This is a genomic window from Selenomonas sp. WCT3 (assembly GCA_900100835.1).
Lineage (GTDB): Bacteria > Bacillota > Negativicutes > Selenomonadales > Selenomonadaceae > Selenomonas_A > Selenomonas_A ruminantium_E.
The window spans coordinates 176,339-194,838 of record FNCM01000005.1 but is presented as its reverse complement, the minus strand read 5'-3'; the positions used below and the strand labels follow the sequence as shown (position 1 = coordinate 194,838).

The following is an 18,500-nucleotide window of genomic DNA, read 5'->3' as shown; positions in this document are numbered from 1 at the left end:
GAAGGTCATGGCATGAAAAAGCTACTATTCCTGATGCTGCTGGTGGTGGCAGCCGTTATTTCCGGGTGTGGTTCTTCGCCTAGCAACGGCGGCGCCGATTCTTCTTCCGCATATGCGGTGATAACGGATGATTTGGGACGCGAAGTAGTCCTAGCGAAGAAGCCGGAGCGCATTGTGGTGACGTCGGCCTCGTTTTTAGAGCCGTTGGAAGCGGTGGATGGAGCCAAACTGGTCGTAGGCCGGCCGGATTCTAAGACGAAGATGCCGGCCTTTGCCAAGGAGCTGACAAGCGTTGGCAAGGTCTACCAGATTGATGTAGAAAAGGTGCTGGCCTGCAATCCGGACCTTGTCATCATCAATAAGGGCATGAACGAAAAGCTGGTGGATGCCTTGGAAAGCAACGGGGTTAAGACACTGGTGCTGGATATGAAGAGTTATGAGGACGTCAAGCGTGAGGTTGGCATCTTGTCTAAGGTAACGGGGGCTGAGGAGAAAGGCGAGCAGCTAGTGGCGGATATGGATGCCAAAATAAAGGCCGTCCGGGATAAGATTCCCAAGGATAAGCGCCGGGTATCGGTCATCCATAGCACCAACCAGGGGCTTACGGTGCAGCTGGAAGGCAGCATTGCCGGTTCCGTGGCAAAGATGTTGGGCTGGGAAAATGTGGCGGCCGGTACGACTCCGCTGGAGAAGAACCCAGATGCAGCTCCCTATAGCCTCGAAACCTTGGTGGCCCAGAATCCAGAGCTGATTTTTGTTACCAGCATGGGAAAGCTGGATGCCATCAAAAGTGAGATGGACGAGGATATGAAGGGCAATCCTGCCTGGCAGTCGGTAAAGGCCGTCCGCGACGGAAACGTATATTATCTGCCCCAGGATCTCTTCCTGCTGAGCCCGGGAATTCATTATCCGGACGCGGTGGAGAATATGGCAAGATGTGTTTACCCTGAGGTATTCCAGTAATGAAGACAACAACGGAACAAACCATTCCGAAGGGCAGTCTAAAAGCGGACTGCTCATCCAAGCGGCGGATATCCCTTTTGGTGGTATTTGCCGTTTTGGCGTGTTTGGGATGTATGATAAGTGTAATGAAGGGCTCTGTGGAGATTCCCTTGCAGGAAATCCTGGCGGTTTTTGGGGGCCAAAGCATTGGCACCCATCAGCAGATTCTGATGAATATCCGGCTGCCCCGAACTTTGGTGGCCGCTTTGGTGGGCATCAATCTGTCCCTTTCGGGAGCTATTTTGCAGGCCATTATGAAAAATCCCCTGGCGGACCCGCACATTATTGGCATTTCGTCCGGGGCAGGGCTGGCGGGAATCCTCGTGATGCTATTGCTGCCGGAATTTAGCTGGCTCATTACGCCGGTGGCCTTTGTGGGCGCAATGGGGGCGGCGGTGATGATTTACCTGCTGGCCTGGAAAAATGGCATTCGGCCCATTCGCATCATCTTGGCTGGTGTGGCGGTTTCGGCTTTTTTCGGCGCGGGTATTTCCGCCATGATGATTTTCTACAGTGACCGGGTTCACAGTGCACTGATGTGGATGGTAGGGGGATTATCTGCCAGGAGCTGGCCCCATGTGGAGCTGCTTTGGCCCTATACATTACTTGGGCTGTTGCTGGCTTTTTTCGCCGCCAGGCATTTAAATATCCTCCAGTTGGGGGATGAGCTGGCCCGGGGGCTGGGCCTTTCGGTGGAAAAGACCAGGCTTTTGCTGACGGCGGTGGCGGCAATCCTGGCCGCAAGCGCCGTGTCGGTGGTGGGGCTCTTGGGCTTTGTGGGCCTCATTGTGCCCCACGCCGCCCGGCTGCTAATCGGCTCCGACCATCGCTATCTGTTGCCGGCCTGCGCTCTGTTGGGAGCGGCTGTGGTGACTTTTAGTGACACCTTTGCCCGTACGGCCTTTGCCCCGGTGGAACTTCCCGTGGGCATTATCATGGCCGTGCTGGGGGCGCCGTTTTTCCTGTTCCTGCTCAGAAAGGAGCTGTGACTATGGCGTTAACAGTTGAGAAGCTCGGGGTAAAAATCGGGCATAAAGTGATTTTGCATGACCTATCGGTTACCTTTGCGGCGGGGAAGCGGACGGCGGTTGTCGGGCCTAATGGTGCAGGCAAGTCGACGCTGCTGCGCATGGCAGCAGGACTAAGTGGCAATTACAGCGGCACAATCCGGCTGGATGGTACGGATATCCGAAAGATTTCCCGCCGGGCTATGGCGCAGAAATTGGCGATTCTTCCCCAGGGGGCAACGGTACCGGCGGATACCACCGTGCAGCAGCTGGTGGATTACGGGCGATTCCCTTATCGCAGTTGGTTCCATCCGGGAAATGCGAAAAAAGACCGGGAGGCTGTGGAGTGGGCAATGGCCGTGACGAAGGTGGAGCAATTTGCCAACCGCCAGTTGCAGACCTTATCCGGTGGCGAGCGGCAGCGGGCTTTTTTGGCCATGGCCTTGGCCCAGCAGCCCCAGTACCTGCTGTTGGATGAGCCGACAACGTATTTGGATATTGCTCACCAATTGGAAGTCATGGAGATTGTGACCCATATCAAGGAGCAGTATGGTATGACGGTTATTATGGTGCTCCACGACATCAATCACGCCCTGCAATATGCTGACGAATTGGCGGTTTTGACCAATCACAAGGTGATTGCCCAAGGGACGCCACGGGACATTTTGACGGTGGATATGCTGGCCAAGGTGTTTCATGTAAAAGCAGATATATTTACCAACAGCCAGGGAGCCGCCGTGCTCTCCCCGGTGGAGTTGGTAAAATAGGAGAATCCGCTGGCTCGAAAAGAGGTGGCGGATTTTTAGCAAGTTACAGTTTATCGGTTAGAGTAGCTTTATTCGAAGCAGCTCTTCGCCGCCGCTAGGGGCAGTGCCAACACTACGCGGGAGATGTTTTTCTAAACGAAATTTTTATCTTTAATTAGGCATCGAAAAAGTTGCAAAACGCGCTTCGCTTGAACGGTAGCAATTTTTCGACGAACGGTGAGGATAAAAATTTCGTTCTTCACGAAAAACATCAAACGCTTCGTTTATGGCACTGCCCCTAGCGGCGGCTGAGGATGTGGTGAGTTTCCTCGAGCTTCACCCTCCGAGGGTGTAGTAGCTTCGTGCCGACTCTAACCGAGGCGGCGGGGGCCCCAGTATCATAAGCGTAGCCTTGACATTCCGCGTGAAGCAAGAAATTTTTGCCTGCGTTCTCGTTGGAAAAGCAGTTTCGTCCAAGCGAAGCGCGTTTAACTGTTTTCCAACTCTTAATTAAAAGGCAAAAATTTCTTGTAGCGGGTTGTCACCGGTGGAGCGTTGGTACTGGGGTCCCCGCCGCCGGCGACTTATCTCGAACACGAACTGGGGATTGCTCCCCTGCAAACTGTAATTTGTCCGATTCATAGAAGGATAGTATCATCTTTGCTCGGTATACATTAAAACCAAAATGATTTACTAGAACGAATAAAGGTCGCAAAATATGATAAAAGTACATGTGGAATAGAAAAAAGTATTTATTTGTATATTGGTATAAGATTTTTCTTTACATTATTACTGTAAACTGTTATGATGTAGCAACAAAGAAAAATTTGAGGTGACTTCTATGCATGAGAAATCGAGCAGCTTTTCCGGACAGCTGGGATTTGTTCTGGCTGCGGCAGGTTCTGCCGTTGGTGTCGGGAATCTCTGGCGCTTTCCTTATTTGACCGCGAAAGATGGCGGCGGTCTGTTTTTGTTGATTTATTTGATTCTGGTCATGACCTTTGGTTATGTGTTGTTGTCGTCGGATTTGGCTATTGGCCGCCGGACGCAGAAGAACTCCATTCGGGCTTATCAGTCGATGAACTCCCGCTGGTGGTTCCTGGGGATTCTGACCTTTTTGGTGCCGGTGCTGATAATGACCTATTACGCCGTTATCGGTGGTTGGATTCTAAAGTACGCCGTGGCCTTTTTGACTGGTCAAGGAGGTGCGGCTGCGGCGGATGCCTACTTTGTGTCCTTCATTACGAATCCTTGGGATGCCGGGCTTTATGCGGTGCTCTTTATGCTGCTGACGGCGGTAATTGTCTATCGCGGTGTGGAAAAGGGGATTGAAAAATGCTCCCGGGTCATGATGCCCATCCTGTTGGTGTCCATCGTCCTGATTGCCGGTTATTCGCTGAGTCTCAGCTATACCGATGCGGAGGGGGTAACCCGTACCGGTATCCAGGGATTGGGCGTTTACATGATGCCGGACTTTGCCAATCTTACCCTGGGCAAGTTCCTACAGATTTTGCTGGATGCCATGAGTCAGATTTTCTTCTCCCTCAGTGTGTCGATGGGCATCATGATCACCTACGGCTGCTATGTGCGCAAGGACGTAAATCTCAATCAGTCGGTTTCCCAGATTTGCCTGTTTGACACCTTCGTTGGTTTATTGGCAGGCATGATGATTATTCCGTCGATTTTCGTTTTTTCCGGCATGGAGGGAATGGCCGCAGGCCCTAAGCTCATGTTTGTTTCCCTGCCTAAGGTTTTCGCCTCCATGGGGGCGGTGGGGCCATTCATTGGTATGGCCTTCTTCATTATGGCGGGTTTTGCCGCCCTTACCAGCTGTATATCGGTCTTAGAGGCCATAACGGCCAACTGCATGGAGATATTCCGTGCCCGCCGTGAGACGGTGACCCGGGTGCTGGGGGTCCTCTATACCGTTATCAGCGTCGTGATTGCCTTGGGCTACAGCGTGTTCTATCTGGAGGTGGGCCTTCCTAACGGCACCACGGGACAGCTTCTAGATATCATGGATTACATCAGCAATTCCTGCATGATGCCCGTAATTTCCCTTTGCTCGGCTATTCTCATCGGCTGGGTGGTGAAACCGGAATGGGTAATGGAGGAGATGGAACGGGATGGCAGTGTGATGCCGCGAAAATGGCTCTATCGCTTTATCATCCGTTACGTGGCCCCGGTGATTATGCTGATTCTCTGCTTGCAGGCCTTTGGCATTTTGTTGTAATCGAAAAGCCCCCCTATGGGATACCATCATAGGGGGGCTTTTTAATTGGAAGGAAATGGAAAAATTTCTCTTTGTCAAAAGCGGAACAATAGCGTTATAATAGGAGCGGCGACGAATTTGCAAATCGCTGGGGAAAGATAAAGGAGAAATTTTGATGAAGTGCAAAAGTATCGGGGTGCTGGTGATGGCGCTTACCGTTTTTTTTACAAATTCTGTGCTGGCGGCGGGCAATCCCTTTGCCGATGTTCCGGCAGACCACTGGGCCTATGAGGCCGTAAATAATTTGGTGGCCGATGGCGTGTTGACGGGTTACGAGGATATGACCTTCAAAGGTCATAAGGAAATTACCCGCCAGGAAATGGCCATGATGGTGGCCCGGGCAATGGTGGCAGAAAACAATGTGGAAGTGAGCAGCCGGGATAAGCAGGCAATTGTGCAGCTGGCTGCAGAATTTAGTGACGAATTAAATTCCCTGGGCCTTCGCGTCAACCGATTGGAGCAGCAGACAGACCTTGTCACTTGGCAGGGCAAGGCAGAGTATACCTATAAGCAGGCCCGGGGGGATTTACTGGCGGGCCGGGACAGCAGCAATGCCATGCTCCTGCGCCTTGAGCCGGCGGCGAGCCTTTCGGCGAATTGGCAGGTAAGGGCACGTTTGGAGGCGGCCTCGGAGCTTTCCCAGGATGAGACCGGAACGGTGACCCTAAAGCGCCTCTACGCCCAGGGGGATTACGATTCTTGGCAGATGAAGCTGGGCAAACTGCCCCTTTACACCAATGAGGAAGGCCTGCTCTGGGATGGGCAGTATTCGGGGGGACAAGCTTCTTTTGGTGGCGGCTGGAAGCGGCAGCAGGGAGCGGTGCTTACCCTGCTGGGAGGCCGGCTGAGTCCCCAGGAGCTGCCGTCGTCCCTGGGACTGGTAAGTGATGAGGCGGCCGATTTATTCGGCGTTAATCTTGATGGCACGAAAAAGAAGGGAACGGCAGGGGCCGGCGCTTATCGGCTAAAAAGCGACAGCTGGAACAAGGCTTACTTTGCTGGGGAGAATACGGCCACGATTTGGTCTCTGCATGGGGCTTATCGCTTTACCGATCGCCTTTGCCTAAGTGGTGCCTATGGAGAAAATACCAAGGCAAACCGCCAGGATACCGCCTGGCAGACCGAACTTGCCTATGGAAGATATCAGCCGGAAGCTCAGGGCTCCTGGCAGCTTTACAGTGCTTATCGCCAGCTAGGGGAAGCAGTCGCCGCTGCTGGCACTGGTGATGCCCTTCACTATGGACAGAAGGGCTGGGAAGTGGGGGCAAAATACGCTCCCTGGAAGAATGTGGGCCTAATCCTCAAGTATGGGGATGGGGAAGAAATCGATTCCCATCAAGGAGTCAAGCAGTATTTTGCCCGGGTGGAGTGTTTCTTCTAAGCCAACCATAGCGTTTTGACAATTGACTGGTCAAGTTGACCGGTCAATTTTGACAAGTCAGCGGGAATAACCCGGTGGCTTTTTTTTTTGAGAAAATTTCCTAAATGTAATTGATAATCCTTGACAATTGCTATTGATATACGTTATCATGTTTGAAGATAAGCAATATCATTTACACCCGCATCTTTGATGCGTGCACTTATTCAATTCATTTGGGAGGTTTTTCTATGACTCTTAAAGAGGGTAAAACTGGCATGACGTTAAAAATCAAGCAGATTGACGATAGCAGCTTGAAAGAACGTCTCATGACTATGGGCCTTACGCCAGGGACGAAGATTAAAGTCCTGCGGGCAGCTCCACTGGGGGACCCCATCGCTATTAGTGTCCGTTCCTATAATCTGGCCCTTCGCCGCGCGGATGCAGAGAAGGTTACCGTAGAGCAGGTTGGTTAAAAAGGAGACGATTTAGTAAAATGGCAACAATTGCAGTAGCATTAACCGGTAATCCGAATACCGGTAAATCCACGATATTTAATGAACTTACTGGCGCACGTCAGAAAATTGGTAACTGGCCGGGCGTAACCGTTGATAAGAAAGTCGGTTATGCGCGCCATCAGGACCGTGCGATTTCTATCGTTGACCTCCCAGGTACCTATAGCATTAATGCCCGTTCCCCGGAAGAAAAAATCGTCATCGATTACCTCATGAACAACAAGCTGGATTTGGTCATGGACGTAGTGGACAGCTCGAACATTGAGCGTAACTTGTTCCTGACGGTTCAGCTGCTGGAAAAAGGCATCCCTCTTTTGATTGATCTCAACATGGCCGATGATGCAGAGCGCCGCGGCATCAAGATTGACTGCCGCCGCCTCGAAGATGCACTGGGTATGCCGGTTGTGCAGACGGTGGGCCGCAGCAGCAAGAGTGCGAGAAAGCTGTTGGATGTGTTCACTTCCACGGTTATGTCGAACTACGAACCGAGCCAGCTGGTAAAGGATCACATCATCAAAGTTCAGGAAATTGAAGCCAGCAGCAAGTCCGAATCCCAGAAGCAGGAAGAAATCATCGAGGCTCGTTATGCGCTGATTGATACGGTTATCGCTCAGTCGGTGACCATGTCCAACGTGGGTCAGACTAAGTCGGAAAAAATCGATCGGTTCTTGGCTAATGGCGTTTTGGCCCTGCCGATTTTCCTGGCCATCATGTATGGTGTTTTCATGATTACCTTCGAGTGGATTGGCCAGCCAATTGCCGATGCTTTGGATTCGCTGATTAACGAAGACTTCTTGGATTTTGCCACGGACTTCCTCACCGATGCCGGTGTGGCTGATTGGATGGTTTCCCTGGTATGCGATGGCATCATCGGTGGTGTTGGCGCTGTGCTGACCTTCGTGCCGCTGATTTTCGTGCTGTTCTTCTGCCTGTCCTTCCTGGATGGCACGGGTTATATGGCCCGTATCGCTTTCGTCATGGACCCGATTATGCGCCGTTGCGGCCTCACGGGTAAAGGCGTCATGCCGCTGATGATGGGCTTTGGCTGCGGTGTTCCGGCAATCATGGGCGCTCGTGCCTTAGATTCCGAGAAGGATCGCATGGTTTCCATTCTCGTAACGCCGTTCCTCACCTGTGGTGCGAAACTGCCAATCATGGCTTTGTTCGCTGCCATGTTCTTCCCCGATAATGCCGCTAACGTGGTCTTTGCTATGTATATTGCCGGTGTCATCATGGCAATTGTTGCGGCCAAGGGCCTGGGTTCCTCCATCTTCAAAGACAAGGGCTCCACGTTCCTGCTGGAACTTCCGCCGTACCGCATGCCGGACATGAAATCGGTACTCTTGGAGACTTGGGATAAAGGTAAAGGCTACCTGGTTAAAGCCGGTACGATTATCTTTGCCGCTTCGGTTCTCCTGTGGGTAATGTCCAACTACAACTTTGATGGTCCTTGCGAAATTGACGAGTCGATTCTGGCTACCTTGGGCGGCTGGATGTCTAATCTCTTCGTATTCCATGGCTTTGCTACTTGGGAATCTGGTGCTGCTCTGCTTTCGGGTATTATGGCAAAAGAGACGGTTGTTGCAACCATTGGTGTCCTCTATGGTGCTGCTGATGTATCCACGGAAGCAGCCGATGCCGTTGAGTCTGCTGGTCAGATGATGGAGACGGGCATGGCTTCGAGCTTCACGGCATTGTCGGCGCTGGCCTTCATGGTATTCTCCCAGCTCTACACGCCTTGCGTAACGGCTCTGGGTACCATCAAGAAGGAAGCTGGCGGCTGGAAGTGGATGATTTTCTCGGCCGTTTACATGTTTGTCATTGCTTGGCTCGTATCCCTGCTGGTTTATCAGGTAGGCAGCCTGCTGGGCTTCTGATTGTTTCCGTAAATTTCAGGTTACCGAATATCTTAGTTAGGAGGGATTTATATGGCAACCTTTATCGTAGCTGCGGTATTAGCTGTGGCTCTGTTCTTTGCCCTTAGGCATATCTATCACAATTTCCATGAAGGAAAATCTGACTGCTGTGGTGCATCGGAGTGCGGTGGCAGCTGTTGCGGGTGCCATTCTGTCCCCGAAAAAAAATAATAGTCTGTCCGGCCTTGGCGTATCGTGATGATGCGTCAGGGCCGGATTTTTTATTTTTGGGGGGAGAGATTTCAGCGAGTATTCAGATGATTGTCATAAAATTATTACAAGTTACAGCAGGAGAACAATTCCTTCTGTCGAAGGGTAATGGTGTAACGAGATAACTAAATAACATCACGGGAGGTTACAGTATGAGGATCAGCAAGCTTAGAAACATGTCAAAGTCGTTGTTCTGGGGCGACAGACCTTTACCTGAGAATTCCGAGATGAAAGGAGTGATTGAGACCGACAATGGCCGTACAGGATTACTTTTGCGGCTAAAGGATGGTATGTACGTGCTGGGGACAGCGGGCAGCCTATCCAAACTGAACCAGGATAAAATTCGCCGGAAACTCAAGGAAGCATAAGGGCGATACATAGAGCAAGGGCCGCCTTCAGAAGAAGGCGGTTTTCTTATGGCGGTGTTTAAGTTTTGTGGCTTTTTTGACGATAAAATAGATAGCACAAGGATGTGGATTAGGAGGTGCTTTCTATGGATATGAGTATTGCCGCTATGTCGGTAAGCATGCATCAAGCCCAGGCCGGACAGGATATGGGAATTGCCGTTCTCAAGATGGCAATGGAGACGGCTGAGTCAGGACCGATGGAACTGCTGGAAGGTATGGAGCAGAGCCTTGACCCGAATCTTGGCGCGTTGGTGGATATCCAGGCCTAAGCGGAACAGCCCTTGTCTTTGGGGACAGGGGCTGTTTTTTTTGACGGCTTTTGCACTTTTGGGGCGTCTAGTGTAAACTAAGGATAGTTGTTTCTATTTTTTAGGAGGATTATACGATGGCAAACGTTCGAGCAGAAAAAGCAGTGGAGTATAAGAAAACATGCAATTGCGCCCAGGCGGTATTGCTGGCTTTTAAAGACGAGATGGGAAAATCTGAGGAAGAACTGCTGGCCTTGGGGTCCGGGTTCGGTTCCGGTATGGGCGGCATGGAAGCAACCTGTGGCGCTTTGTGCGGTGCTGCCATGGCAGCAGGCTTTTTGAATCAGTCGGATACTCTCACCAAGATGATGACGAAAGCCATGCTTCAGGAATTTAAGGAGAAGGCTGGTGCCACCATTTGTGGTGACCTCAAGGGAATTAAGACGAAAAAGATGCTCTGCTCCTGTGACGACTGCGTGCGTCATGCTGTCGTTGCTTTGGAAAATCAACTTTGATAGGAGGGGCTGGAATGCTTCATATTGGCAGTCATTTATCCTTTGCCAAGGGTTACAATGCTATGGGGAAGGAAGCCCTGGAACTAAAGGCGGATACCTTTGCCTTTTTTACCCGCAATCCCCGTGGTGGCAGGGCAAAGGCCATCGATGCTTCGGATGTGGAGGCGTTTTTGGCCCTGGCTGCGGCCCATGGTTTTGTGAAGCTAGTGGCCCATGCCCCCTATACGATGAATCCCTGTGCGGCGAAAGAGGAACTGCGTACCTTTGCCCGGGAGACTATGGCCGACGATTTGCAGCGCATGGAGTACACGCCGGGCAATTACTACAATTTCCATCCGGGCAGTCACGTTAAACAAGGGGTAGCGGCGGGCATTGACCTTATCGCTGCCCAGCTAAATGAAGTGCTGGTTCCGGAACAGACGACTACGGTACTGTTGGAGACCATGGCCGGCAAGGGTACTGAGGTGGGCCGAAGTTTCGAGGAGCTTCGGGCAATTCTTGACCGGGTAAATCTTCGGGATAAGGTGGGGGTCTGTCTTGATACCTGTCACGTTTGGGACGCCGGTTATGATCTTGTAGCGGATTTGGATGGGGTACTTTCTGAATTTGACCGGATTATCGGCCTGGATAGGTTAAAGGCCATCCATCTAAATGACAGCCTCAACGCTTGTGGTTCCCGTAAGGACCGCCATGCCCGCATTGGGGAAGGGCAGATTGGGCTGGGGGCATTGGTTCGTGTTATCAATCATCCGGCCCTGCGGGAGCTGCCCTTTATCCTTGAGACCCCCAACGACCACGATGGATATGCCGCGGAGATTGCGCTGCTTCGCAGTCATTGGCAGGAATGATAAAAGCCGTTGCTCGTAAAAGAGGCAACGGCTTTTCTTGGCAGGCAGGTTTTTCGGGAAGAAGGGCGAATACTGTTTAGAAACAGTAAGATTCGGATTTTGGTGGATGGGGATCTGAGAAAATGAAACTTTTAGCGTATAATATCGACGACCTGAAAAAATTGGATAGTTGTTTGGAACAGTTTCGTTTCGAGTGCCCGGAAAAGGCATCGGCCATTCTCTGTATGGTCATTACCAGTTTGAATCAGCCCCAGGAACTTGCGGCCATGACAGCCCATATCAAAAAGGTACTGCCGGAGGTACAGGTTTGCGGCAATACGACTTCCTGTGAGATTAGCAATGCAAGGGTCCATCACCACAGCCATGAGCTTTGTTTTTATGTGTTTGAATCCTCCTCGGTGGAACTTTGTTTCTACGATGGGCATAAGGAAGATTTGGCCAAGGCGGCGTCGGCAGTGGTGGAGCGGGCCAAAGCCCATGAGCCGGCGGCGGTTGGCATGATTATCACCATGAAATCCCTCCATGGGGCGGCGGAGGTCTTTCGCAATCTGCGCCACTTGCCACCGGCGGTGCCGATGTTTGGCGGAGCGGCGGATTCCTATACCGATAGGATTGACAACGTAAAGACCACTCCCACCCATGTATTTACCGACCAAGGCTGTACGGACTGCGGTTTCTTTGTGATTCTGTTCTATGGAAAGGATTTGCACATTCACATTGATTCCTATTTGGGTTGGCGTTCCCTGGGCAACGAAGTCACGGTGACGGAGCTGGAATCCGACATCAGCGTGTTAAAGGTCAACGACATAACGGTGGCGGATTTTTACAAGAAATATATCGGCGTTGCACCGGGCCCAAACTTTTTCACCTCCATCATGCCCTTCCCGCTGATGCTGAGCCGGGAGGGCCACGACATTGCCCGGATCCCCATTGGCTACGGGGAATCGGGTTCGGTGCTGTTTACCAGCAGCATCCACAGAGGGGAGACGGTGCGGCTGGCCTATGGTGACCCCATGGAAATTTTAAACCAATCCCATCAGGCCCAGTTAAAGCTGCAGCGATTCAGCCCCGAGGGAATTTTGTTGATTCCCTGCTGCGTGCGGCAGATGTATTTGAAGGATGATTTTCAACTGGAGCTTACCCCCTTTGGGGATATTGCGCCTACGGTGGGCTTTGCCTCCTATGGCGAAATACAGCGCTTTGATGACTGCGCGGAGCCCCAGCTGTTAAATGGTGCCATGCTCATTGTGGCCTTCCGGGAGGGGGGACGGGAGCAGGTGGAGCCGGAGGATCGATGGACCAGCCAAAGCGACCACATCTTCAAGGACGACCGCATTACCCTCGTAAGCGGCCTGGCACACTTCGTTTCGGTTACCACCGGACTGGAAGAAGAAAACCGGAAGCTAGAAGAGTCGCTGACCCGGCAGGAATTGCAACTGCAAAAGATACGGGAACTCAACCGGCTGTTAAAGGAACAGCAAGAGCATCTGGCCAAGGCCAAGGAAAAGGCCGAAGCAGCTAATCAGGCCAAGACCACTTTTTTATTCAATATGAGTCATGATATCCGCACGCCCCTTAATGCCATTATCGGCTTTACGGAGTTGGAGGAGCGTCATCCCGAGGCGGTGGAAGTCAATCGGGAGTATCGCAAGAAGGTAAAGCTGGCCAGCCGGCAGCTGCTGGATATCCTCGACAATGTGCTGGAAATGGCCAGAATCGAAAGCAAGCAAATCATCATTGACGAGGAGTTAAATAATGTCCGGGAGTTCTATGAGGCTTGGATTTCAGTCTTTGAAGGGGAAATGAAGAAGAAAAATCTCACCTTTACGACCAGCTATGAAGTTCAGCATCCCTATCTGTATTTTGACCGCACCCATGTGATGGAACTCTTGATGAATATCCTCAGCAACGCGGTGAAATACACCGCCAACAATGGCGAAATCTTTGCCGGCGTCCGGGAGCTGCCTGGGAAAAAAGCGGGGGAATGCATCGTTGAGACCACCGTTCGGGATAATGGCATCGGCATGTCGAAGGCCTTTCAAACCCAGATTTTTGAACAGTTTTCCCGGGAACGGAATTCCTCCCAAAGCGGCATTCAAGGCACAGGCCTTGGAATGGCCATCGTCAAACGGATTGTGGAGATGATGAATGGCACGATCTCCATCAAGAGCAAGTTAGGCGAGGGAACGGAAATCATCATTTGCCTGCCCCATCATATTGGTGAAGAACCGGAGGAGCAAGATACCGTCGACAATCCGGAAGCGGAGTTTGACTTTTCCGGGAAACGCATCCTGCTGGTGGAGGATAATGACCTCAATGCGGAAATCGCCGAGGAGCTATTAACGGCCTATGGCTTCCAGGTGGAACGGGCTTGTGACGGGGTGGAATGCGTGAATATGGTGACCAAGGCTCCGGCCGGCACCTATGATTTGATTCTCATGGACATTCAAATGCCCAATATGAATGGCTATAAGGCCACCCAGAAGATTCGCCGCCTGGATGACCCCGCCAAAGCTCAAATTATGATTCTGGCCATGACGGCCAACGCCTTTAAGGAGGATCAGCAGGACGCCATCCAGGCGGGCATGGATGGTCATATTGCCAAGCCCATTGATATCCATAAAATGTTCCAGACTATAAAGAAAGTATTGTCGTAAAAATTTTTGCCAACAAAGCAGGGGGCTTTTTGATGAATACAGCACTGACAATTGCCGGCAGTGATTCCAGCGGTGGCGCAGGGATACAGGCCGATATTAAGACCATGACCATGAATGGGGTTTATGCCATGAGCGCCATTACTTCGCTAACGGCGCAAAATACCATGGGCGTGACGGGCATCTTTAACGTGACGCCGGAATTTCTGGCTAGGGAACTGGATGCGGTCTTTGCCGACATTTTTCCCGGCGCGGTAAAAATCGGCATGGTTTCCGAAGCCGTCTTGATAGATGTCGTGGGGGAAAAATTGCAGCAATACGGGGCCCGTCATATTGTTCTGGACCCGGTGATGATTGCCACCAGCGGTGCCCGGCTGCTGGCAGAGGAGGCGGTAGCGGTTCTCGTGGACAAACTGCTGCCCCTGGCGGAGCTGGTGACGCCCAATATCCCGGAAGCTGAGGTGCTGTCGGGCTGTACCATTAAAAGCAAAGACGATATGGAACGGGCGGCGGCAGGGATAGCTGACCGCTATGGCTGTCAGGTGCTGTTAAAGGGTGGCCATAGCGTAAGCGATGCCGACGATTTCCTCTATGAACAGGGCAAGGGCCGCTGGTTCAAGGGAGAGCGGATTGATAACCCCAACACTCATGGCACCGGCTGCACGCTGTCTAGTGCTATCGCTGCCAATTTGGCGAAGGGCTATTCTCTGGAAGATTCCGTTTGCCGGGCAAAGGAATACCTATCCGGCGCCCTTTCGGCTATGCTGGATTTGGGGGCTGGTTCAGGGCCACTGAATCACGCCTTTGACCTTAGGGGAAAATTTGCGGCAGACAGCAGGACCGAAAGCTTTGACAAGGGGAATTGACAACTGCTTGCCGGCATACTATAATGTAACGCAAGAAGACACGCAATGGAGCGGCAACGTTCATTGCGTGTCTATTTTTTTATATTTTGGGAGGTTTTATTATGCGCAGTTTTCCGACTTTTGCTGAACTTGAGGTCAAACGAAATGAAATCAACAGCCGCTTTCATCGTGAGACGAAGCCCCTGCTTATCGAACGATTTCAGGAATTTGGCTTTGTGCCGGTGAACTCCAATACCAAGGAATACATGGTGCTGACGGAAGCCAGCACGGGCAATCATTACCTGCTGAACATCACTAAGTACGAAATCCGGGTGGAGTTCGAGCATGTATCCCGTCATGAAATCGTAAAAATCTGCGAAATCAGCAATCTGGCCCTGTCAGCCCATACGATTATGAACATTATCATCCAGGCCATCGACTGCTGGCTCCAGTATGGCGTCGTCATGGACTACGTAAAGGGTCAGCATTTAGGCGTCGATGGCTGATGGTCAGCGCTGGCAGGCGCGGTTTACCACCGGCAGCAAAACAAGGGCGGCGATGGTGTTGATAACACCCTCCAGGAACAGCCCCGGGGCTGAAGCCAAGCCGGCGTCAAGGCTGTTGTAGAGCAGGGCGCCAAAGGCGGTATAGCCAACGGTCATCCAGAGGGAGGCAAGAAAGAAGGCAGCGGTGGTGCGCAAAAGATTTGCGGCACCGCCGTTTAATTTCCAGGCAATCCAAGCCATGACGAATTTAATTAGGATAGTTGGCAGAATCCACAGGGGAAAGCCTCCCAGCAAATCCGAGAGAGCGGAACCTAAGCAGGCGGCCAGAAAGGCCGGACGCTTAGGCAAAAACAGTACCAGCAGAAAGATGGCTGCATCTCCAAGATGAGCATAGCCTAGGGGAATGGGAATCCGCGGGACAAAGGTGGTCAAAAAAACAAAAGCGGTCATAACCGCCGCCAGGCAGATGGTCTGGGGGGTCCACTTTGTCTGGTCAGAAAAGTCTTTTGGTGCAGAAATAAGATTGGTATTCACAATAATTCCTTCTTTCTTGTAAAAATGACAACTTTATTGTATACTTTTACTGACCATAAAGAAATATTCAAATTCAGATAGTTTTTAAGGTCAGAAAGAAAGGAAGATTGCCCATGCTGACCTATCCATTGGAGCAGGCCGGGGACATGCCCCTCTATGAATATCTATACGATTGCATCCGCAAGGACATCCTGTCCGGCCGCTTGCAGGCGGGGGAAAAGCTTCCCTCCAAGCGTGGTCTGGCGGCCCATTTGGGAATCAGCACCATAACGGTGGAAGGGGCTTATGGCCAGTTGATGGCAGAAGGCTATTGCCAGTCTGCTCCCCGGCGGGGCTTTTTTGTTTCCGCAGTGCAAAGCCCCAGCGTGGAAAAAACGGACCTTCTGGCAAAAGCCAAGGCGGAGACCCCAAAGGCCAAGCCGGAATGGCTGGCTGACTTTGTCAGCAACAGTATTTCGCCGGAGCTTTTTCCCTTTGCCACTTGGACCAGGCTGCTGCGGCGGGTGGTGGCCGAAGATGCGGAGTCCCTGCTGGCGCGGTCTCCGGGCTTTGGGGTGTTGCCGTTGCGGCAGGCCATTGCCGATCATCTGCGAAGCTTTCGGGGCCTAAAGGTATCGGCGGAGCAGATTGTCATCGGTGCCGGAACGGAGTACCTCTACAATTTACTCGTGCAGTTTTTGGGCCGGGACAAGCGGTTCTGTGTGGAAAATCCCGGTTATGAACGAGTGCGAAAGATTTACGAGGCTTGTGGGGCGGATTATGTTTTGGCAGCTATGGATGCCAAAGGGGTTCGCCTTGAGGAATTAGAGCGGCTCCAAGCCCAAGTCCTTCACATCAGTCCCTCTCATCATTTCCCCACAGGCATCATCATGCCCGTGAGCCGGCGCTATGAGCTCTTGGGCTGGGCGGCCGCGCGGCCGGAGCGCTATATCATCGAGGACGATTACGATAGCGAGTTCCGGCTCACCGGGCGGCCCATTCCCACGGTGATGGGGATTGATGTCAGCGACCGGGTCATTTACATGAACACCTTTTCCAAAAGTCTTACGCCGACAATTCGCATCAGCTACATGGTTCTGCCCGAGAAACTCGTGGAACCCTTTAAGGAAAAATTGGGCTTTTACAGCTGCACCGTATCAAACTTTGAACAGTATACCCTGGCTAAGTTTATCGGTGAGGGCTACTTTGAAAAGCATATCAATCGCATGCGGGCCTATTACCGCCGGAAGCGGGAGGAGCTGCTAGGCCTCCTCAAAGCCTCGCCAGCCGCCAAGAAGCTAAAGGTCATCGAGCACGGTTCCGGGCTGCATTTTTTGCTGCAATTTGACTTGTCAATTGCCGATAACCTATTGCAGCAAAAATTCATGGCCGAAAAAATACACATGAAGCCCTTAGCGGATTATTACGAAGGCGAGCCTCTTTCCTGCCCGCATACTTTCGTGCTGAATTATTCCGGTGTTCCTGCTGAAAAACTCGAAGCGGCGGTGGCTGCCATCAGCCGCGTGGTGATGAAATAAAAAAACTCTGTACACAGGAAGCTCTGTGTGCAGAGTTTTTTATTGGCTTTAGGACTGCGCCTCTGGGGCGAGATCCTCGCTGTTTTCTTCGGTGGGGGTGTCATACATGTTTTCTAGCCGGGCGACAGCCAAGGTGCTGACCACGTCGCCGGTTACGTTGAGGGCGGTGTGAATCATGTCGATGGGGCGGAAGATGCCGACAATCATACCCATGATGGTGGCAGGCAGCCCCATGGTGTTTAGCAGCATGACTGCCAGGACAATGCCGCTGGCCGGAATGCCCGGCGTACCGATGGAAATCATGGTGGTGATGAAGATAAACATGGCCTGCTGGGCAAGGGTCATGTCCATGCCGTAGATTTGGGCCACAAAGATGATGGTAACGGCATAATAGACGGCAATACCGTTCATGTTGATGGTGGCACCAAGGGGCAGGGAGAAGGAAGCTAGTTCGTTTTTGACATGGAATTCCTCTTCGGTGACTTTAAGGCTTACCGGCAGAGTGCCCGAGCTGCTGGTGGTGCTGAAGGCAACCAGCCAGATGCTGAGGATTTTGCGGAAAAAATCCGTCAGCGGATAGCGGGCGATGACTTTGATGATGAAGAGATAGAGCAAAATGATGACGGAGATAGCGCCTACGTAATGGGTGAGGATAAACATGGCCAGCACGCTAAAGAGGGCGGTGCCGTATTCGCCAATGCTGCAAGCTGCCAGGGCAAAGACGCCTAGGGGCGTGGTCTTCATGACCAAATCTGTCAGCGTGAACATGATTTGCGTTCCTTCGTCTACGAATTTTTTTACGGTGCTGACCTTATCCCCCAGCATGGTCATGACGATGCCGAGGAAGGCGGCGAAGATGATGACCTGAATCAGATTGCCTTCGCTTAACGCGTGCAGGGGATTGGCGGGAATCATGCTGAGAATCGTGCCGCCAACGGTCATGGGAGCCGCTTCTTTGATGGGGTCGCCCGTGGCGACAATCATATTGGCATCAAAGCCCTTGCCGGGCTGCATTAGGTTTGCCACCACGAGGCCGATAATCGTAGAGAGAATGGTGGTGATGACGTAAAAGCCGAGAATCTTCGAACCGATGCGCCGCAGTTTGCGGATGTCGCCGATATTGGCGATGCCGCCGATGATGGACAGGAAAATCAGCGGTACTACAATCATTTGAATCAGCCGCAGGAAAATATCCCCCACGGGCTGCAAAAACAGGATATCCTTCTGGAAGAGGATACCGAGAATCGTGCCGGCAATAAAGGCAATCAGCACTTGGGTTGCCAAATTCATTTTTTTCATAAAACCGTCTCCCTATAAATAACTGTCCACAATGTAAAGAAGAAGCTTTACATATGCAGCGTTTTCTTTAGGAGTATATAATACTATGAATCATGTGTCAAT

18 protein-coding genes are annotated in these 18,500 nt (G+C 51.8%); 16 read left to right on the top strand and 2 right to left on the bottom strand.

What is annotated here, in order from left to right:
- Positions 1 to 12 precede the first annotated feature (12 nt).
- The 15 genes from BLQ36_RS06715 to BLQ36_RS06645 all read left to right on the top strand — a co-directional run bounded on the left by BLQ36_RS06715 (position 13) and on the right by BLQ36_RS06645 (position 15,048).
- Positions 13 to 963: an ABC transporter substrate-binding protein gene (locus tag BLQ36_RS06715; RefSeq protein ID WP_074514785.1), complete on the top strand. Its 951-nt coding sequence runs from the start codon at positions 13 to 15 to the stop codon at positions 961 to 963.
- Complete coding sequence (locus BLQ36_RS06710) at positions 963 to 1,991, top strand: FecCD family ABC transporter permease (protein ID WP_074514784.1); 1,029 nt, start codon at positions 963 to 965, stop codon at positions 1,989 to 1,991. The genes BLQ36_RS06715 and BLQ36_RS06710 overlap by 1 nt, the downstream gene beginning before the upstream one ends.
- Before the next feature lie 2 nt (positions 1,992 to 1,993).
- A complete protein-coding gene (locus tag BLQ36_RS06705) occupies positions 1,994 to 2,776 on the top strand; it encodes an ABC transporter ATP-binding protein (protein ID WP_081342253.1) in 783 nt (260 codons plus the stop codon).
- A gap of 820 nt (positions 2,777 to 3,596) precedes the next feature.
- The gene (locus BLQ36_RS06700) at positions 3,597 to 4,988 is read left to right on the top strand and encodes a sodium-dependent transporter (protein ID WP_074514781.1); all 1,392 of its coding nucleotides are present in this window, start codon (positions 3,597 to 3,599) and stop codon (positions 4,986 to 4,988) included.
- Positions 4,989 to 5,142: 154 nt separating this feature from the next.
- Positions 5,143 to 6,408 carry an S-layer homology domain-containing protein gene (locus tag BLQ36_RS06695; protein WP_074514780.1) on the top strand — a complete coding sequence of 422 codons (1,266 nt, stop codon included), beginning with the start codon at positions 5,143 to 5,145 and terminating at the stop codon, positions 6,406 to 6,408.
- Positions 6,409 to 6,635: 227 nt separating this feature from the next.
- Positions 6,636 to 6,860 (top strand): FeoA family protein, encoded by a 225-nt coding sequence (locus tag BLQ36_RS06690; protein ID WP_033169014.1) that lies wholly within the window; start codon positions 6,636 to 6,638, stop codon positions 6,858 to 6,860.
- A 20-nt stretch (positions 6,861 to 6,880) separates the two neighbouring features.
- A complete protein-coding gene (gene feoB / locus BLQ36_RS06685; RefSeq protein ID WP_074514778.1) occupies positions 6,881 to 8,776 on the top strand; it encodes a ferrous iron transport protein B in 1,896 nt (631 codons plus the stop codon).
- Positions 8,777 to 8,827: 51 nt separating this feature from the next.
- A complete protein-coding gene (locus BLQ36_RS06680; RefSeq protein WP_074514776.1) occupies positions 8,828 to 8,986 on the top strand; it encodes a FeoB-associated Cys-rich membrane protein in 159 nt (52 codons plus the stop codon).
- Positions 8,987 to 9,177: 191 nt separating this feature from the next.
- Positions 9,178 to 9,393 carry a hypothetical protein gene (locus BLQ36_RS06675; RefSeq protein WP_033169016.1) on the top strand — a complete coding sequence of 72 codons (216 nt, stop codon included), beginning with the start codon at positions 9,178 to 9,180 and terminating at the stop codon, positions 9,391 to 9,393.
- 125 nt (positions 9,394 to 9,518) lie between these two features.
- Positions 9,519 to 9,701 (top strand): YjfB family protein, encoded by a 183-nt coding sequence (locus tag BLQ36_RS06670; protein WP_033169017.1) that lies wholly within the window; start codon positions 9,519 to 9,521, stop codon positions 9,699 to 9,701.
- 116 nt (positions 9,702 to 9,817) lie between these two features.
- The gene (locus BLQ36_RS06665; protein ID WP_074514774.1) at positions 9,818 to 10,195 is read left to right on the top strand and encodes a C-GCAxxG-C-C family protein; all 378 of its coding nucleotides are present in this window, start codon (positions 9,818 to 9,820) and stop codon (positions 10,193 to 10,195) included.
- A gap of 14 nt (positions 10,196 to 10,209) precedes the next feature.
- The gene (locus BLQ36_RS06660) at positions 10,210 to 11,043 is read left to right on the top strand and encodes a deoxyribonuclease IV (RefSeq protein WP_074514773.1); all 834 of its coding nucleotides are present in this window, start codon (positions 10,210 to 10,212) and stop codon (positions 11,041 to 11,043) included.
- Between the two features lie 122 nt (positions 11,044 to 11,165).
- Complete coding sequence (locus BLQ36_RS06655) at positions 11,166 to 13,700, top strand: response regulator (RefSeq protein ID WP_074514771.1); 2,535 nt, start codon at positions 11,166 to 11,168, stop codon at positions 13,698 to 13,700.
- Between the two features lie 32 nt (positions 13,701 to 13,732).
- A complete protein-coding gene (gene thiD, locus BLQ36_RS06650; protein WP_074514770.1) occupies positions 13,733 to 14,563 on the top strand; it encodes a bifunctional hydroxymethylpyrimidine kinase/phosphomethylpyrimidine kinase in 831 nt (276 codons plus the stop codon).
- 101 nt (positions 14,564 to 14,664) lie between these two features.
- Complete coding sequence (locus BLQ36_RS06645) at positions 14,665 to 15,048, top strand: hypothetical protein (RefSeq protein WP_074514768.1); 384 nt, start codon at positions 14,665 to 14,667, stop codon at positions 15,046 to 15,048.
- A gap of 3 nt (positions 15,049 to 15,051) precedes the next feature.
- On the opposite strand, the gene BLQ36_RS06640 is transcribed toward BLQ36_RS06645, so the two are convergent.
- Positions 15,052 to 15,582 carry an ECF transporter S component gene (locus tag BLQ36_RS06640; RefSeq protein WP_318260932.1) on the bottom strand — a complete coding sequence of 177 codons (531 nt, stop codon included), beginning with the start codon at positions 15,580 to 15,582 and terminating at the stop codon, positions 15,052 to 15,054.
- 113 nt (positions 15,583 to 15,695) lie between these two features.
- On the opposite strand from BLQ36_RS06640, the gene BLQ36_RS06635 reads away from it, so the two are divergent.
- Positions 15,696 to 17,099 carry a PLP-dependent aminotransferase family protein gene (locus BLQ36_RS06635; protein WP_074514765.1) on the top strand — a complete coding sequence of 468 codons (1,404 nt, stop codon included), beginning with the start codon at positions 15,696 to 15,698 and terminating at the stop codon, positions 17,097 to 17,099.
- Positions 17,100 to 17,147: 48 nt separating this feature from the next.
- Here BLQ36_RS06635 and BLQ36_RS06630 read toward each other — a convergent pair whose 3' ends face one another.
- Entirely contained in the window at positions 17,148 to 18,398 is a 1,251-nt protein-coding gene (locus BLQ36_RS06630) for a dicarboxylate/amino acid:cation symporter (protein WP_074514763.1), read from the bottom strand.
- Positions 18,399 to 18,500: the final 102 nt, after the last annotated feature.

What these genes read in the sequence shown, in the direction of transcription:
- BLQ36_RS06715 (WP_074514785.1), top strand. Translation starts at nt 13, where the DNA reads ATGAAAAAGCTACTATTCCTGATGCTGCTGGTGGTGGCAGCCGTTATT.
- BLQ36_RS06710 (WP_074514784.1), top strand. Translation starts at nt 963, where the DNA reads ATGAAGACAACAACGGAACAAACCATTCCGAAGGGCAGTCTAAAAGCG.
- BLQ36_RS06705 (WP_081342253.1), top strand. Translation starts at nt 1,994, where the DNA reads ATGGCGTTAACAGTTGAGAAGCTCGGGGTAAAAATCGGGCATAAAGTG.
- BLQ36_RS06700 (WP_074514781.1), top strand. Translation starts at nt 3,597, where the DNA reads ATGCATGAGAAATCGAGCAGCTTTTCCGGACAGCTGGGATTTGTTCTG.
- BLQ36_RS06695 (WP_074514780.1), top strand. Translation starts at nt 5,143, where the DNA reads ATGAAGTGCAAAAGTATCGGGGTGCTGGTGATGGCGCTTACCGTTTTT.
- BLQ36_RS06690 (WP_033169014.1), top strand. Translation starts at nt 6,636, where the DNA reads ATGACTCTTAAAGAGGGTAAAACTGGCATGACGTTAAAAATCAAGCAG.
- feoB (WP_074514778.1), top strand. Translation starts at nt 6,881, where the DNA reads ATGGCAACAATTGCAGTAGCATTAACCGGTAATCCGAATACCGGTAAA.
- BLQ36_RS06680 (WP_074514776.1), top strand. Translation starts at nt 8,828, where the DNA reads ATGGCAACCTTTATCGTAGCTGCGGTATTAGCTGTGGCTCTGTTCTTT.
- BLQ36_RS06675 (WP_033169016.1), top strand. Translation starts at nt 9,178, where the DNA reads ATGAGGATCAGCAAGCTTAGAAACATGTCAAAGTCGTTGTTCTGGGGC.
- BLQ36_RS06670 (WP_033169017.1), top strand. Translation starts at nt 9,519, where the DNA reads ATGGATATGAGTATTGCCGCTATGTCGGTAAGCATGCATCAAGCCCAG.
- BLQ36_RS06665 (WP_074514774.1), top strand. Translation starts at nt 9,818, where the DNA reads ATGGCAAACGTTCGAGCAGAAAAAGCAGTGGAGTATAAGAAAACATGC.
- BLQ36_RS06660 (WP_074514773.1), top strand. Translation starts at nt 10,210, where the DNA reads ATGCTTCATATTGGCAGTCATTTATCCTTTGCCAAGGGTTACAATGCT.
- BLQ36_RS06655 (WP_074514771.1), top strand. Translation starts at nt 11,166, where the DNA reads ATGAAACTTTTAGCGTATAATATCGACGACCTGAAAAAATTGGATAGT.
- thiD (WP_074514770.1), top strand. Translation starts at nt 13,733, where the DNA reads ATGAATACAGCACTGACAATTGCCGGCAGTGATTCCAGCGGTGGCGCA.
- BLQ36_RS06645 (WP_074514768.1), top strand. Translation starts at nt 14,665, where the DNA reads ATGCGCAGTTTTCCGACTTTTGCTGAACTTGAGGTCAAACGAAATGAA.
- BLQ36_RS06635 (WP_074514765.1), top strand. Translation starts at nt 15,696, where the DNA reads ATGCTGACCTATCCATTGGAGCAGGCCGGGGACATGCCCCTCTATGAA.
- BLQ36_RS06630 (WP_074514763.1), bottom strand. Translation starts at nt 18,398, where the DNA reads ATGAAAAAAATGAATTTGGCAACCCAAGTGCTGATTGCCTTTATTGCC.